Origin of the sequence: Burkholderia sp. Bp8994 (assembly GCF_003853805.1) — a bacterium.
GTDB lineage: Bacteria > Pseudomonadota > Gammaproteobacteria > Burkholderiales > Burkholderiaceae > Burkholderia.
In genome coordinates this window covers 45,296-60,100 of the sequence record NZ_QTQH01000023.1, presented here as the reverse complement: position 1 = coordinate 60,100, position 14,805 = coordinate 45,296, and the positions used below count along the sequence as shown (strand labels likewise).

At 68.1% G+C, this 14,805-nt stretch carries 14 protein-coding genes; 11 read left to right on the top strand and 3 right to left on the bottom strand.

Translation table 11 applies throughout. The features are described from left to right. Positions 1-51: 51 nt before the first annotated feature. The 6 genes from DIE04_RS24145 (at position 52) to ftsB (ending at position 8,270) form a co-directional block, all read left to right on the top strand. On the top strand, positions 52-2,559 hold the full coding sequence (locus tag DIE04_RS24145; protein WP_124522141.1) for a DNA internalization-related competence protein ComEC/Rec2: 2,508 nt from the start codon (positions 52-54) through the stop codon (positions 2,557-2,559). A gap of 281 nt (positions 2,560-2,840) precedes the next feature. Then, on the top strand, positions 2,841-3,686 hold the full coding sequence (locus tag DIE04_RS24140) for an alpha/beta fold hydrolase (protein ID WP_124522139.1): 846 nt from the start codon (positions 2,841-2,843) through the stop codon (positions 3,684-3,686). A 175-nt stretch (positions 3,687-3,861) separates the two neighbouring features. Then, positions 3,862-5,514: a CTP synthase gene (locus DIE04_RS24135; protein WP_124488302.1), complete on the top strand. Its 1,653-nt coding sequence runs from the start codon at positions 3,862-3,864 to the stop codon at positions 5,512-5,514. Between the two features lie 3 nt (positions 5,515-5,517). Further along, positions 5,518-6,372, top strand: coding sequence for a 3-deoxy-8-phosphooctulonate synthase (gene kdsA, locus DIE04_RS24130; RefSeq protein ID WP_124522137.1), 855 nt, complete (start codon positions 5,518-5,520; stop codon positions 6,370-6,372). Between the two features lie 106 nt (positions 6,373-6,478). Beyond that, complete coding sequence (eno, locus tag DIE04_RS24125) at positions 6,479-7,762, top strand: phosphopyruvate hydratase (protein ID WP_011885396.1); 1,284 nt, start codon at positions 6,479-6,481, stop codon at positions 7,760-7,762. A gap of 82 nt (positions 7,763-7,844) precedes the next feature. Then, the gene (gene ftsB / locus DIE04_RS24120) at positions 7,845-8,270 is read left to right on the top strand and encodes a cell division protein FtsB (RefSeq protein WP_044848176.1); all 426 of its coding nucleotides are present in this window, start codon (positions 7,845-7,847) and stop codon (positions 8,268-8,270) included. 94 nt (positions 8,271-8,364) lie between these two features. Here the strand turns inward: ftsB and DIE04_RS24115 are convergent, their stop codons facing one another. The 3 genes from DIE04_RS24115 to DIE04_RS24105 all read right to left on the bottom strand — a co-directional run bounded on the left by DIE04_RS24115 (position 8,365) and on the right by DIE04_RS24105 (position 10,362). Then, entirely contained in the window at positions 8,365-8,724 is a 360-nt protein-coding gene (locus DIE04_RS24115; protein ID WP_124522135.1) for a hypothetical protein, read from the bottom strand. Between the two features lie 137 nt (positions 8,725-8,861). Continuing rightward, a complete protein-coding gene (hslO, locus tag DIE04_RS24110) occupies positions 8,862-9,812 on the bottom strand; it encodes an Hsp33 family molecular chaperone HslO (protein ID WP_124488299.1) in 951 nt (316 codons plus the stop codon). A gap of 25 nt (positions 9,813-9,837) precedes the next feature. Then, positions 9,838-10,362 carry a gamma carbonic anhydrase family protein gene (locus tag DIE04_RS24105; RefSeq protein ID WP_057925213.1) on the bottom strand — a complete coding sequence of 175 codons (525 nt, stop codon included), beginning with the start codon at positions 10,360-10,362 and terminating at the stop codon, positions 9,838-9,840. A 144-nt stretch (positions 10,363-10,506) separates the two neighbouring features. On the opposite strand from DIE04_RS24105, the gene DIE04_RS24100 reads away from it, so the two are divergent. The 5 genes from DIE04_RS24100 to DIE04_RS24080 all read left to right on the top strand — a co-directional run bounded on the left by DIE04_RS24100 (position 10,507) and on the right by DIE04_RS24080 (position 14,797). Continuing rightward, complete coding sequence (locus DIE04_RS24100; protein ID WP_124488298.1) at positions 10,507-11,364, top strand: ferritin-like domain-containing protein; 858 nt, start codon at positions 10,507-10,509, stop codon at positions 11,362-11,364. Between the two features lie 209 nt (positions 11,365-11,573). Then, positions 11,574-12,464, top strand: coding sequence for an alpha/beta fold hydrolase (locus tag DIE04_RS24095; protein WP_124522133.1), 891 nt, complete (start codon positions 11,574-11,576; stop codon positions 12,462-12,464). A gap of 82 nt (positions 12,465-12,546) precedes the next feature. Continuing rightward, on the top strand, positions 12,547-13,377 hold the full coding sequence (locus DIE04_RS24090; protein WP_124488296.1) for a 3',5'-nucleoside bisphosphate phosphatase: 831 nt from the start codon (positions 12,547-12,549) through the stop codon (positions 13,375-13,377). A gap of 79 nt (positions 13,378-13,456) precedes the next feature. Next, positions 13,457-14,089: an L-threonylcarbamoyladenylate synthase gene (locus DIE04_RS24085; protein WP_124522131.1), complete on the top strand. Its 633-nt coding sequence runs from the start codon at positions 13,457-13,459 to the stop codon at positions 14,087-14,089. A gap of 45 nt (positions 14,090-14,134) precedes the next feature. Continuing rightward, positions 14,135-14,797 (top strand): site-2 protease family protein, encoded by a 663-nt coding sequence (locus DIE04_RS24080; protein WP_044847994.1) that lies wholly within the window; start codon positions 14,135-14,137, stop codon positions 14,795-14,797. The last annotated feature ends 8 nt before the right edge of the window (positions 14,798-14,805 follow it).

The following is a 14,805-nucleotide window of genomic DNA, read 5'->3' as shown; positions in this document are numbered from 1 at the left end:
CCGGAAGGCGCCGTCTCGACAGCGGCAGCGCCAGGTCGACGAGGAGGCGCGATGCGCGTGTGGTGGATCGCGTTCGCGCTCGGCGTCGTCGTGCTGCAGCGGCAGGCGGCGTTGCCGGGCGCGGGCGGCTGGGCAGGCGGGGCGGCGGTGCTGGCCGGTTGCGGCGCGCTGCTCGCATGGTGTGCGCGGCGCCGTCGAACCCGCGCGATCGTCGCGCTCCGGTGGGTGCTGTGCGGGTACGCCGCCGGTGCGATCGGATTCGGCTATGCGGCCGCGCGCGCCGAATGGCGGCTGCGTGACAGCCTGCCCGTCGAGCGGGAAGGGCGCAACATCGTCGTCACGGGCGTGATCCGCGGGTTGCCGGTGATCGACGACACCGGTGCGCGACTGCTGTTTGCCGTCGAATCGAACGATGCGGCGCTGGCCCGGTTTCCTCCCGTGATCCGGTTGTCGTGGCGCACGTACGGCGCGCCCGGAGCACGCGACGCGATGCCCGATTTGCGCGCCGCGCAGCGCTGGCGCCTCGTCGTGCGCCTGAAGCGTCCGCATGCCGAGGCGAATCCCGGCGTGCGAGACAGCGAGGCGGCATGGCTCGCCGCGGGCATTCGCGCGATCGGCTATGTGGTCGCGCCCGAGCGGGCGGAACTGCTCGACGCGCGTGCGTCGGGATGGCGCGCGTCGATCGATCGGCTGCGCGACGCGCTGCGTGCCCGTATCGGCGATGCGCTCGGCAGCGGCGCGCGCCATCACGGCATCGTGACCGCGCTCGCGGTCGGCGATCAATCCGGCATCGGCGACGACGCGTGGCGCGTGCTGCGCAATACGGGCACGAGTCATCTGGTCGCGATCTCCGGGCTGCACGTCGGGCTCGTCGGCGCGCTCGCCGGCGGGATCGCATCGATCGTCTGGCGGCGTCTGCGCTGGCGAGGACGTGCGGCGGCGCTGATGATTCCCGCGCCTTACGTGGCTTCGGTTGCCGCGCTGACGGCAGCCGCCGGCTATGCGGCGCTCGCCGGCTTCAACGTGCCGGCGCAGCGCGCATGGTGGATGATCGCGGCCGGTGCGGCCGCCTATCTGGCCGGACGCAGCGTGCCGACGTCCACGGTGCTGTGCGCGGCGCTCGGCGGCGTGCTGCTCGCCGATCCGTGGGCCGTGTTGTCCGCCGGGTTCTGGCTGTCGTTCGGCGCGGTCGCGGTGATCCTGATGGCGGTCGCGGGCTGGCGCGCGGTGCGCGAATTCGACGGGGGCGACAGGCGCGACAGCGGCGACGGTGCGGGGGATGGCACCGCCGCGGTCGACCGCTGGAGGTGGCTGCGAGCAGGGTGCGCGCGTACCGGGCGCCGAATCGCGGAGGCCACGCGCGTGCAGTACGCGGTGACGATCGGCCTCGCGCCGCTGACGGCAGCGTGGTTCGCGCAGATCTCGGTATCCGGCCCGTTCGGCAATGCGTTCGCGATCCCGTGGGTCAGTGCCGTCGTGACGCCGGTCGTGCTCGCCGGTATCGGGTTGCCCGCGCCGTTGGACGGCTATGCGTTCCGGCTCGCGCATGCGGCGCTCGAACCGATGATGGCGCTGCTGGGGCATCTCGCCGACTGGCCGGCCGGCGTATTCTGGCTGCGCATGCCCGACTGGCCGGTGTTGATGCTGGCGTGCATCGGCGTCGCATGGGTGTTGATGCCGCGCGGCTGGCCGCTGCGCTGGGCCGCGCCGATCACGTGGCTGCCGCTGCTTGTGCCGGCGCCGGATAAACCGCCGCCGGGCGGCTTCCGGCTGACCGTGCTCGACGTCGGGCAGGGCGCGTCGGTGCTGGTCGAGACCGCGCGCCGGACCTTGCTGTTCGATGCGGGGCCGGGGCCGGAGTCGACCCATGCCGGCCAGCGGATCGTTGCGCCGTCGTTGCGCTCGCGCGGAATCCGGACCGTCGATACGCTCGTGCTCAGTCATGCGGACGCCGATCACGCGGGCGGCGCGGCGGCCGTCTATGCGGCGGTCGAGGTGCGTCAGCTGCTTGCCGGCATCGCGCCGCGGCACCGGCTGTGGCGCGACGCGCAGGCGGCCGGCGTGACCGATCGGTTGCCTTGCGCGGCCGGGCAGCGGTGGAGCTGGGACGGTGTCGTGTTCACGATGCTGTGGCCGCCGCGCATGGAGGGGGCCGGTCCGTCGAACGAACAATCGTGCGTGCTGCGCATCGACGCGGTGGGCACGTCGGCCCTGCTGACGGGCGACATCGAGGCGCGCGCCGAGCGCCGCCTGGTGGCCGATGCGCGCGACGCGCTGGCCGCACAGATCCTCGTCGTGCCGCACCATGGCAGCCGCACGTCGTCGGTCGAGCCTTTCCTCGATTCGGTCGGGCCGCGCGTCGCGGTATTTCCTGTAGGCTATCGCAATCGCTTCGGGCATCCGCACCGGACGGTCCTCGCGCGCTACGAGGCGCGCGGGATTCCGCTGCCACGCACCGATCGCGACGGGGCCGTGCGGTTCGACGTCGCGCCGGCGGACGGCGGTTTTGCGTTCGAGCGTTATCGCGATGCGCAGCGACGGTACTGGATGGACCGGTGAGTTGGTGTGATGGCGCGCAGCAGGAACGAAGAGACCGGACACGTGCTGGAGCAGCGGAGCCCGCCGATCGCGAAGCATGGGGCGGGAGTAAGTGCTAAAGCACCAACTCCGGTCGACCGCGAAGCATGGGACGGGAGTAGGCGCTGAAGCGCCAGCTCCGGTCGACCGCGAAGCATGGGACAGGAGTAGGCGCTGAAGCGCCAACTCCCGTCGACCGCGAAGCATGGGACGGGAGTAAGCGCTAAAGCGCCAACTCCCGTCGACAAAGGAGACATTGGCGTTTGAAGGACATCCTCCACTTCTCGCACGCGAACGGTTTTCCGGCCTCGACGTACCGGACGATCTTCGCCGAGCTGGCAGACGACTACGACCTGCGTTACATCGAGCGCATCGGCCACGACCGCCGCTACCCGGTGACACGCGACTGGCCGCATCTCGTCGAGCAGCTGCTCGACGACATCGGCAGCCGCTACGAGCGCCCGGTCTGGCTCGTCGGCCATTCGCTCGGCGGCTACCTGTCGCTGATGGCCGCGCTGAAAAAACCGCACTGGGTGCGCGGCGTGGTGATGATCGATTCACCGATCATCGCGGGATGGCGCGCCGGCGCGCTGCGGGCGAGCCAGTGGGCCGGGCTCGACGAGCGGCTGTCGCCGGCGGCCGCGACGCGCAACCGGCGCACGCGCTGGGCGAGCCGCGACGAAGCCTGGCGGCACTTTCACGAGAAACCCGCGTTCGCGCGCTGGGACGAGCGGATGCTGTCGGACTACATCGACCACGGCATCCCGCAGGCGGGCGCCGACGGCGAACGCGCGCTCGCATTCGACCGGCAGGTCGAATACCTGATCTACCGGACGCTGCCGCACACGCTCGGCCCGCGGCTCGCGCACGGCGCGCCGGTGCCGCTCGGCTTTCTCGCCGGCACGCGCTCGCGCGAGGTGCGGCAGGTCGGGCTCGAGGCGACGCGCCGCGCCACGCGCGGGCGCATCGAATGGATCGAGGGCAGCCACCTGTTCCCGATGGAGCGGCCGATCGAGACGGCCCGCGCATTGCAGCGGATGCTGAATTCGCTGAAAACGGCGGAGGGCGGCGTGCCGCGCGACAGCGCAGCGCTCGCGAACAGCGCCTGACGCCTTGGTCCGGTGCTCCGCGTCCGGCGTGCGCGGTTGCACCGTCCGGCCGGCCGGTTCGCCCCGGCGCGCACGGCTGGCGCGGCACAGCACGAAAGGGCGGGATCATCGCGTCAATTGCTGAGAGAAGGGCGGGCTTTACGGTATAATCCGTTTTTCCCGCGAGCATCCAGCGATGACCAAATATGTTTTCGTCACCGGCGGCGTAGTTTCTTCCCTCGGCAAGGGTATTGCCGCCGCCTCTCTCGCCGCGATCCTCGAATCGCGCGGTCTGAAAGTCACCCTCCTCAAACTCGATCCCTACATCAACGTCGACCCCGGCACGATGAGCCCGTTCCAGCACGGCGAAGTGTTCGTGACGGAAGACGGAGCGGAGACCGACCTCGACCTCGGCCACTACGAGCGCTTCATCAGCACGAAGATGCGCAAGGCCAACAACTTCACGACCGGCCAGATCTACGAATCGGTGATCCGCAAGGAACGCCGCGGCGACTATCTCGGCAAGACCGTGCAGGTGATTCCGCACATCACGAACGAAATCCAGGCGTTCATCGAGCGCGGGGCGGCATCGGCCACCTGCGGCGAACCGGACGTCGCGATCGTCGAGATCGGCGGCACGGTCGGCGACATCGAGTCGCTGCCGTTCCTCGAGGCCGCGCGCCAGATGAGCCTGCGCCTCGGCCGCAATAGCGCGTGCTTCGTGCACCTGACGCTCGTGCCGTACGTCGCGACGGCCGGCGAACTGAAGACGAAGCCGACCCAGCACAGCGTGCAGAAGCTGCGCGAGATCGGCATCCTGCCGCACGTGCTGCTGTGCCGTGCGGACCGCCGCATCCCGGACGACGAATCGAAGAAGATCTCGATGTTCTCGAACGTGCCGGAAGACGCCGTGATCTCGGTGTGGGACGCCGACAGCATCTACAAGATTCCGCAGATGCTGCACGACCAGGGCCTCGACCGGATCATCTGCGAAGAGCTGAAGCTGTCGCCGAAGGACGCCGACCTGAGCATGTGGTCGGAACTCGTCGAGAAGCTGGAAAACCCGAAACACGAAGTGACGATCGGCATGGTCGGCAAGTACGTCGATCTGACCGAGTCGTACAAGTCGCTGATCGAGGCGCTGCGCCACGCATCGCTGCACACGTCGACCAAGGTCAACATCGAGTACATCGACTCGGAAGAGATCGAGACGAACGGTGTCGACAGCCTGAAGCATCTCGACGCCGTGCTGGTGCCGGGCGGTTTCGGCCGTCGCGGCACGGAAGGCAAGATCGCGGCGATCCGCTATGCGCGCGAGGCAAAGGTGCCGTACCTCGGCATCTGTCTCGGCATGCAGCTCGCGGTGATCGAATTCGCGCGCGACGTCGTCGGCCTGAAGCAGGCGAACAGCACGGAATTCGATCCGGAAACGCCGGAACGCGTGGTCGCGCTGATCACCGAGTGGCACGACCGCGAAGGCAAGGTCGAGACGCGCACCGAGGAATCCGATCTCGGCGGCACGATGCGCCTCGGCTCGCAACGCTGCCCGATCAAGCCCGGCACGATGGCCGAAGAGATCTATGGCAAGGACGTGAACGAGCGCCATCGCCACCGTTATGAAGTCAATAACCGCTTCGTGCCCCAGCTCGAAGCCGGCGGCCTTATCATCAGCGCCCGTACCCCGAGCGAGGATCTGCCGGAAATGATGGAGCTGCCGCGCTCGATGCACCCGTGGTTCGTCGGCGTCCAGTTCCACCCGGAATTCACGTCCACGCCGCGTGACGGTCATCCCCTCTTCAAGTCGTTCGTCGAAGCCGCGCTCGCCAACAAGCAAGCGCGCGGAGTGTAAAGCATGAAGCTGTGCGATTTCGAGGTCGGTCTCGACCAGCCTTTCTTCCTGATCGCGGGTACCTGCGTCGTCGAATCGGAGCAGATGACGATCGACACGGCGGGCCGCCTGAAGGAGATCTGCGAGAAGCTGAACGTCCCGTTCATCTACAAGTCGTCCTACGACAAGGCGAATCGCAGCTCGGGCAAGTCGTTTCGCGGCCTCGGAATGGACGAGGGCCTGCGGATCCTCGGCGAGGTGAAGCGCCAGCTCAGCCTGCCGGTGCTGACCGACGTGCATTCGATCGAGGAGATCGAGCAGGTCGCGTCGGTCGTCGACGTGCTGCAGACGCCCGCGTTCCTGTGCCGCCAGACCGACTTCATCCACGCGTGCGCACGCTCGGGCAAGCCCGTCAACATCAAGAAGGGCCAGTTCCTCGCGCCGCACGACATGAAGAACGTGATCGACAAGGCGCGCGACGCGGCGCGTGAAGCGGGGCTGTCGGAAGACCGCTTCATGGCGTGCGAGCGCGGCGTCTCGTTCGGCTACAACAACCTCGTGTCGGACATGCGCTCGCTCGCGATCATGCGCGAGACGCACGCGCCGGTCGTGTTCGATGCGACCCACTCGGTGCAGCTGCCGGGCGGGCAGGGCACGAGCTCGGGCGGCCAGCGCGAATTCGTTCCGGTGCTCGCGCGTGCGGCGGTCGCGACGGGTGTCGCGGGCCTCTTCATGGAAACGCATCCGAATCCGGCCGAAGCGAAGTCGGACGGCCCGAACGCGGTGCCGCTGAACCGGATGGGCGCGCTGCTGGAGACCCTCGTCACGCTCGACCAGGCGGTGAAGCGCAATCCGTTCCTGGAAAACGATTTCAACTAAAGATCGAATGAACCATGCGACGGCTTCGCGCGTCAGTAGCGTAAGCAATGTCGGCGCGCATGCCGTCGCAGTTTGAAGAATCCATCGTCATTCTCAGAGGAAACCCATGAGTGCAATCGTAGATATCATCGGCCGCGAGATTCTGGATTCGCGCGGCAACCCCACCGTCGAATGCGACGTGCTGCTCGAATCGGGCACGATGGGCCGCGCGGCGGTGCCGTCGGGCGCGTCCACCGGCTCGCGTGAAGCGATCGAACTGCGCGACGGCGAAGCCGGCCGCTACAACGGCAAGGGCGTGCTGAAAGCGGTCGAGCACATCAACACCGAAATCTCCGAAGCCATCATGGGCCTCGACGCGTCGGAACAGGCGTTCCTCGACAAGACGCTGCTCGAGCTGGACGGCACCGACAACAAGTCGCGCCTCGGCGCGAACGCGATGCTGGCCGTGTCGATGGCCGTCGCGAAGGCAGCGGCTGAAGAAGCCGGCCTGCCGCTGTACCGCTACTTCGGCGGCTCGGGTGCGATGCAGCTGCCGGTCCCGATGATGAACATCGTCAACGGCGGCGCGCACGCGAACAACAGCCTCGACATCCAGGAATTCATGATCGTCCCGGTGAGCCAGCCGACGTTCCGTGAAGCCCTGCGTTGCGGCGCGGAAGTGTTCCACGCACTGAAGAAGATCCTGAGCGACCGCGGCATGAGCACGGCAGTCGGCGACGAAGGCGGCTTCGCGCCGAACTTCGGCAGCAACGACGAGTGCCTGTCGACGATCCTGCAGGCGATCGAGAAGGCCGGCTACCGTGCGGGCGAAGACGTGCTGCTCGCGCTCGACTGCGCGGCCTCCGAGTTCTACCACGACGGCAAGTACCAGCTCGCGGGCGAAGGCCTGCAACTGTCGTCGGCCGAATTCACCGACTACCTCGCGACGCTCGCCGACAAGTTCCCGATCGTGTCGATCGAAGACGGCATGCACGAAGGCGACTGGGACGGCTGGAAGCTGCTGACCGAGCGCCTCGGCAAGAAGGTGCAGCTCGTCGGCGACGACCTGTTCGTCACGAACACGCGCATCCTGAAGGAAGGCATCGAGAAGGGCATCGCGAACTCGATCCTCATCAAGATCAACCAGATCGGTACGCTGACCGAAACGTTCGCGGCAATCGAAATGGCGAAGCGCGCGGGCTACACGGCCGTGATCTCGCACCGCTCGGGCGAAACGGAAGATTCGACGATCGCGGACATCGCGGTCGGCCTGAACGCCGGTCAGATCAAGACGGGTTCGCTGTCGCGCAGCGACCGCATCTCGAAGTACAACCAGCTGCTGCGCATCGAGGAAGATCTCGGCGACATCGCGAGCTACCCGGGCAAATCGGCTTTCTATAACCTGCGCTAACGCGCTACTATCGGGTTCGTCATCTCGACGCCGCTCTGTGCATGTCGCGCGGAGCGGCGCTTCTTATATCTGCGTCTCTTACATGCGGCTTGTCACTGTCGTCCTGATTGCCTTGCTGGCGCTCATTCAGTACCCCCTATGGTGGGGACACGGCGGCTGGTTGCGGGTGCACGAATTGCGCCAGCAGCTCGGCGATCAGCTGCAGAAGAACGCGGACGAGAAGCTGCGCAATGAACGGATCGCGGGCGAAGTGCAGGATCTGCAGGGCGGTACTGCGGCCATCGAGGAGCGCGCGCGCTACGAGATGGGCATGGTGAAGGATGGCGAAGTGTTCGTGCAGTTCGTATCGCCGAACGCGCCGGCCAGCCCGCTGAACAACACGCCGTCGAGCACGTCGACGCGCGGTACCGTGTCCGCGGCACCCGTGCGTGTCGTGCCGAACCCGCAGTCGATCGCGAAACCGTCGCGGCATCACGGCGGCGAGAAGGGCAAGGCCGCGCATCACTGAGCGCGGGAGTCCGAACCATTGAAAAAGCGCGGGAAATGCCGCGCTTTTTTATTTCCTGTCAGTCGTCAATCGGGTCGGTCGACGCGATGTCGCGTCACCACCACCAGCCCGGGTAACCGTAGCCATAGCCGATGCCGGTGCCCCACCGGTTGCCCCAACCACCGCCGTAATAGCCGCCGTAGACGGTCACGGGTGGCGGCGAGTAATAGGACCACGCGCGCGCGGCGGCCTCGGCCGCCATCGCGTCGTTCTGCTCGCGCAGCACCTGCCGGTCGATCTCGTCGTAGCGTTTGCGCTCCGCGCTCGACAGGGCGGGCGGCCGGCCGCCCGACGCGCCTGGCTCGGGCAGGCGGCTCAGGATCGTCGACGTAGGCGGCTGCACCGCGCAGCCGGCGAGGGCCAGCGTGCCGGCTGCGACACTGGCCAGGACGAGAGTGCGGAACGGGCGATTCATGAGTTTCTCCAGCAGCGCGCCGCAGTGCAAAGCGGCTTGCGCCGAAGGCGGAACCTGCGGCGCGTGAGCCGTACGGGCGACGCTCGTGCGTCATTATGCGCCCGCGCCCGCATCGCGGGCACGGACGCGCGGCTCGCTCAGTGACGCTGGTCGGTCGCGGGCGTGATGCCGGTCGCGAGTTCCGGCGCGGCGAACAACTGCGCGACGTCGACGGGATCGAATTCGTAGCGCTGGTTGCAGAACTCGCAGTGGATCTCGACGTGACCGCGCTCGACGATCACGCTGTCGACTTCGTCGCGGCCGAGCATGCGCAGCATCGCGCCGACCTTCTCGCGCGAGCACGAGCACTGGAAACGCGTCCCGGCCGGGTCGAAGTGCTGCACGTTTTCCTGCCAGAACAGCCGGCGGAACACGACTTCCGGTTCGACCTCGAGCAACTCCTTGGCGGACAGCGTGCCGCCGAGCGTGCAGACGCGCTCCCAGGTGTCGGCGTCGGTCTCGGCGTTGCGCGGCACGATGCCGCCGTCGCCCGGCAGCTTCTGCAGCAGCATGCCGACCGCGCGGTCGCGATCGGCCGCGAGCCACAGCCGCGTGTCGAGCTGCTCCGAGTGGTGCATGTAGTGCTCGAGCACCTGCGACACCGATTCGAGCGGGCCGTCGACGCCGTTCAGCGGCACGATGCCCTGGTACGGCTGCTGGCCCGGCAGCTTCTCGGCCGGGTCGAGCGTGATCACGCAGCGGCCGTGACCGCTGGCGTTGACGAGCGACGCGAAGTGCATGTCGTCGCCGATCGTCTGCGCCGCGTCGCCGGCGAACTTGGCCGTGGCGCGCATCGACAGGTCCGAGCCGCACTGGACGACCAGCATCTGGACCGGCCCGTCGCCGAAGATCTGCATGATCAGGGTGCCGTGAAATTTCAGGTTCGCCGACAGCAGCGCACACGCGGCCATCATCTCGCCGAGCACCGTGCGCACCGGGGCAGGGTAGTCACGGCGGGAAAGCACCTCTTGCCACGTGTTGCGCAGCGACACGATCTCGCCGCGCACGGGTGCCGAATTGAACATGAATTTCTGTAACTGGTCGCTCACTCTTCTTCCTTGAAATCCGCGCGAATCAGCCGATCCGCACGAGTTGCTCCTTGAAATGCGCACGCCGCTCGACGTACGTCTTCGCATTTGCGCGCAGCCGCGCGATGTCGTCTGCCGACAGCTCGCGCACGACTTTCGCCGGGGCGCCGAGAATCAGCGAATTGTCCGGGAACGTCTTGCCTTCCGTCACGACCGCGCCGGCACCGACCAGACAGTTGCGGCCGATCACCGCTCCATTCAAGACCACCGCCTGAATCCCGATCAGCGAACCCTCGCCGATCGTGCACCCGTGCAGCATCGCCTGGTGCCCGATCGTCACGTTTTCGGCAATCGTCAGCGGAAAGCCGGGGTCCGTATGCAGGACCGCGCCTTCCTGGACATTGCTGCCGGTGCCGACCGTGATCGTCTCGTTGTCGCCGCGAATCGTCGCGCCGAACCAGACGCTCGCGTTTTCCTCCAGCACGACCTTGCCGATGATGGCCGCCGTATCGGCGACGAATACGCTTTCGTGGATCGTCGGGGCCGTCTCGCCCAGTTTGTAGATCGTCACGGAGTCTCCTGGTCTCTTCGATGATGGGCGCCGGTAGAATGGCGCGTCTGGCGTGCCGGGCGCGTTGCGTGACGGCACAAACGCTTATTGTAAACCGTCGCGTGCCTGCGCTCCCGCGATGCGCGCGGATGGTGCCCCCGTTTGATGAGCATGCAGCCTTCTTCCCTTACCGCGGCGCCGCGTTGCGTGCGCCGCGCCGCACTCGACGCGCTGCGGATCTCCGAGCCGGCCGCGAAGGCCTCGCAGGTCCGTGCGCTGTATGACGCGCTGCTGGCCGGACGGGCCGCGATCGCGCCGGCGCTCGGCCTGGACGAGCCGGCCGACCTGCCCGGCCGTCCGGCGCGCCCGCCGCTCGTCGAGCCGCGCCAGCTCGAGCGCCGCAGCATGCGCTCGCCCGCGGGGCGCGCGGTGTTGCTGCACGCGCTCGCGCATATCGAATTCAACGCGATCAACCTCGCACTCGACGCCGTGTGGCGCTTCGCCGGCATGCCCGACGCGTTCTACGCGGACTGGCTGAAGGTCGCGGCCGAGGAGGCCTATCACTTCACGCTGCTGTCCGACCGGCTGGCCGGGTTCGGGCATGCGTACGGCGATTTCCCCGCGCACAACGGGCTGTGGGAGATGTGCGAGCGGACCAAGGCCGATGTGCTCGCGCGGATGGCGCTCGTGCCGCGCACCCTCGAGGCGCGCGGGCTCGACGCGTCGCCGCCGATCCGTGCGCGGCTCGTGCAGGCGGGCGACGACGCGTCCGCGGCGATCCTCGACGTGATCCTGCGCGACGAGATCGGCCATGTCGCGATCGGGAACCGCTGGTTCCGGCACTTGTGCGACGCCGCCGGCCGCGATCCGGTTCCCACCTACCGCGAGCTTGCCGAGCAGTACCATGCGCCGCGGCTGCGCGGCCCGTTCAATTTCGACGCGCGCCGCACCGCGGGATTCGAGCAGGCGGAGCTGGACGAACTCGCCGCGCAGGACGTGCCGGACGGCCCGGCGGCGGGTTAGGGCGAGCGGGCGCCGCCGGCTCCAGACGGGCGGGCGAACGCTGCCGCCGGCTGGCCACACGGGCCGCTCGGCGGCATTTCCGTGGCAGCCGATGCGCCGGACACGTACCGTCGGCTCACCGTCGCTAGAGCGCAGCCTCGACTGCCGGGCGCCGGAACGGAAGTGCCATCGCTATAATCGAACGACCATTCTTTTTTTTGGCGACTGCAATGAATGCCTCGAGTTCTGTTTCCGATTTCGTCACCGTCCGCGGCGTCAAGCTGCATGTGCGGCGCTGGGGCCGGCCCGATGCGCCGACGCTGTTCATGCTGCACGGCTGGATGGACGTCGCGGCATCGTTCCAGTTCGTCGTCGACGCGCTCGCGGGCGACTGGCAGGTGATCGCGCCGGATGCGCGCGGCTTCGGCCTGTCCGACTGGCCGGTCGCGCGGCAGGGCGGCGGTCATTACTGGTTCCACGAGTACCTGGGCGATCTCGACGCGCTGGTCGATCACTATGCGCCGACCGGCGAAGTCAACCTGGTCGGGCACAGCATGGGGGCGAACGTCGTGTGCCTGTACGCGGGCGCGCGGCCGGAGCGCGTGCGGCGCGTGGTCGACCTCGAAGGGTTCGGGCTCGCCCCCGCACGGGCCGAGCAGGCGCCGCGCCGGCTGCGCGGCTGGCTCGACGAGCTGCGCGAGCCCCCGGCGCTGCGCCCGTACGCGTCGCTCGACGACGTGGCGGCCCGGCTGACCAAGACCAATCCGCGGCTCGATCCGCGCCGCGCGGCGTTCCTCGCCGCGCACTGGTCGAAGCGCGACGACGACGGCCTGTATCACCTGCTGGCGGACCCCGCGCACAAGATGGCGGGCCCGCAGTTGTACCGGCTCGACGAGGTGATGGCCGTCTGGAAGCAGGTGCGCGCGAAGGTGCTGCACGTCGAGGCCATCAATTCGCCGACGCTCGCCTACATCGCGGGCGACATCCCGCTGCCCGAGTTCAAGGCGCGCTTCGGCGCGTTCCCCGACTGGCGCGAAAAGCTCGTCGAGGATGCCGGCCACATGGTCCATCACGACCAGCCGGAGCAGGTCGCGGCGCTGATCGAGGCGTTCTGCGCATAGGCCGGCGGCGGCAGCGGCGGGGCAGGCGGGCGGCGCATTTGCCGCATTGCAGTAGAATGAAGCTTCACCTGCCATACCGACAATGAACGCTGATCTCCACTGCCATTCGAATGTTTCCGACGGGTTGCTGTCGCCTGCCGACGTCGCGCGCCGCGCCCATGCCGGCGGCGTGACCCTGTGGGCGCTGACCGACCACGACGAGATCGGCGGCCAGGCGGCGGCGCGCAGCGAGGCGGAAGCGCTCGGCATGCGCTACCTGAGCGGCGTCGAGATTTCGGTCACGTGGGCGTCGCGCACCGTGCACATCGTCGGGCTGCACATCGATCCGTCGAACCCGGCGCTCGTCGACGGCCTGTACCGCACGCGCCACGGCCGTGCGGCCCGTGCGCGGGCGATCGCCGCGCAGCTCGAGACGCTCGGCATCCCCGGCGCGTACGAAGGCGCGCTGAAGTACGTGTCGAATCCCGACCTGATCTCGCGCACCCACTTCGCGCGTTTCCTGGTCGAGAACGGCCATGCCGCATCGACGTCCGACGTGTTCGACCGCCTGCTCGGCGACGGCAAGCCGGGGTTCGTTCCGCACCGCTGGGCGACGCTGTCCGACGCCGTCGCATGGATTCGCGCGGCGGGCGGGGAGGCCGTGGTCGCACACCCGGGCCGCTACCGCTATACGCCGGTCGAATTCGACGCATTCTTCGGCGAATTCATCGATCTCGGCGGCCGGGCGATCGAGGTCATCACGGGCAGCCACACGCCCGACCAATACCGCGAATACGCGGACGTCGCGCGCCGCTTCGGCTTCGAGGTGTCGCGCGGTTCGGATTTCCATGCGCCGGGCGAGGGCCGCGTCGAACTCGGCAGCCTGCCGCCGTTGCCGCCCGACCTGAAACCGGTCTGGGAGCGCTGGCTCTGACGCGTCGCGGCCGCTTGCCGTTCGCCGTTCGCGCTGCCGGCGAGGCGCGCATCCGACTTCTCCCTCTTTACGTGTCCCCATGTCCCAGTTCTTCAGGATTCATCCGGATAATCCGCAGCCGCGCCTGATCAAGCAGGCCGCGGACATCGTCAGCAAGGGCGGCGTGATCGCAATGCCGACCGATTCGAGCTACGCGCTCGCGTGCCACCTCGACGACAAGGACGCGGTCGAGCGCGTGCGCCGCATCCGCGGCCTCGACGAGAAGCAGCACCTGTCGCTGCTCGTGCGCGACCTGTCGGAACTGGCCAACTTCGCGATGGTGGACAACCGTCAGTACCGGCAGATCAAGTCGGTGACGCCGGGCCCGTACGTGTTCATCCTGCAGGCAACCAAGGAAGTGCCGCGCCGGCTGTCGCATCCGTCGCGCAAGACGATCGGGCTGCGCGTGCCCGATCACGCGATCACGCTCGCGCTGCTCGAGTCGCTGGGCCAGCCGCTGCTCGGCACGACGCTGATCCTGCCGCCGGACGACGAGCCGCTGAACGATCCCGACGACATCCGCGCGCGGCTCGAGAAGCAGGTCGATCTCGTGATCGACGGCGGCGCGTGTCCGCGCGAGCCGTCGACGGTGATCGACCTGACGGGCGACGCGCCGCAGCTCGTGCGCGCGGGGCGCGGCGCGCTCGAACCGTTCGGGCTGTCGGCCGCGTAAGCGCCATTCATTTTTGCGCGAGTGCGCTTGTTACAATAACGCGATATGGACGCTTCCCTGATTCAGACCATCGCCGTCTACGCGCTGCCCGTGATCTTCGCGATCACGCTGCACGAGGCTGCGCACGGCTATGCCGCGCGCCTGCTCGGCGACAACACCGCCTACATGATGGGGCGCGTGTCGTTCAACCCGATGCGCCACATCGATCCGCTCGGCACGATCGCGATTCCGCTCGTGATGTATTTCCTGACCGGCGGCGCTTTCCTGTTCGGCTATGCGAAGCCGGTACCGGTATCGTTCGGCAACCTGCGCGATCCGCGCTGGGGCAGCCTGTGGGTTGCGCTCGCGGGTCCGGCCTGCAACTTCGTGCAGGCGCTGGTCTGGGGCGTGCTGACCATCGTGCTGCCCGCGGCCGGCATCGACGAGCCGTTCTTCACGCGGATGGCCTATGCGGGCGTCAGCGCGAACCTGGTGCTCGGCGTGCTGAACCTGTTTCCGCTGCCGCCGCTTGACGGCGGCCGTATCCTTGCGGCACTGCTGCCGCCGAAGCAATCGATCGCGCTGTCGCGCATCGAGCCGTACGGTTTCATCATCGTCCTCGTGCTGGTCACGACGGGCGTGCTGACGAATTTCTGGCTGCGCCCGCTCGTGAACGCCGCGGCCGGCGTGCTGAGCGCCATCCTGTCTCCCTTCGCCTCGCTTTTCTAACGACAATC

Excerpts from the sequence above, each read along its gene's own strand:
- DIE04_RS24145 (WP_124522141.1), top strand. The coding sequence starts at position 52 with ATGCGCGTGTGGTGGATCGCGTTCGCGCTCGGCGTCGTCGTGCTGCAG.
- DIE04_RS24135 (WP_124488302.1), top strand. The coding sequence starts at position 3,862 with ATGACCAAATATGTTTTCGTCACCGGCGGCGTAGTTTCTTCCCTCGGC.
- kdsA (WP_124522137.1), top strand. The coding sequence starts at position 5,518 with ATGAAGCTGTGCGATTTCGAGGTCGGTCTCGACCAGCCTTTCTTCCTG.
- eno (WP_011885396.1), top strand. The coding sequence starts at position 6,479 with ATGAGTGCAATCGTAGATATCATCGGCCGCGAGATTCTGGATTCGCGC.
- ftsB (WP_044848176.1), top strand. The coding sequence starts at position 7,845 with ATGCGGCTTGTCACTGTCGTCCTGATTGCCTTGCTGGCGCTCATTCAG.
- DIE04_RS24115 (WP_124522135.1), bottom strand. The coding sequence starts at position 8,724 with ATGAATCGCCCGTTCCGCACTCTCGTCCTGGCCAGTGTCGCAGCCGGC.
- DIE04_RS24100 (WP_124488298.1), top strand. The coding sequence starts at position 10,507 with ATGAGCATGCAGCCTTCTTCCCTTACCGCGGCGCCGCGTTGCGTGCGC.
- DIE04_RS24095 (WP_124522133.1), top strand. The coding sequence starts at position 11,574 with ATGAATGCCTCGAGTTCTGTTTCCGATTTCGTCACCGTCCGCGGCGTC.
- DIE04_RS24090 (WP_124488296.1), top strand. The coding sequence starts at position 12,547 with ATGAACGCTGATCTCCACTGCCATTCGAATGTTTCCGACGGGTTGCTG.
- DIE04_RS24085 (WP_124522131.1), top strand. The coding sequence starts at position 13,457 with ATGTCCCAGTTCTTCAGGATTCATCCGGATAATCCGCAGCCGCGCCTG.
- DIE04_RS24080 (WP_044847994.1), top strand. The coding sequence starts at position 14,135 with ATGGACGCTTCCCTGATTCAGACCATCGCCGTCTACGCGCTGCCCGTG.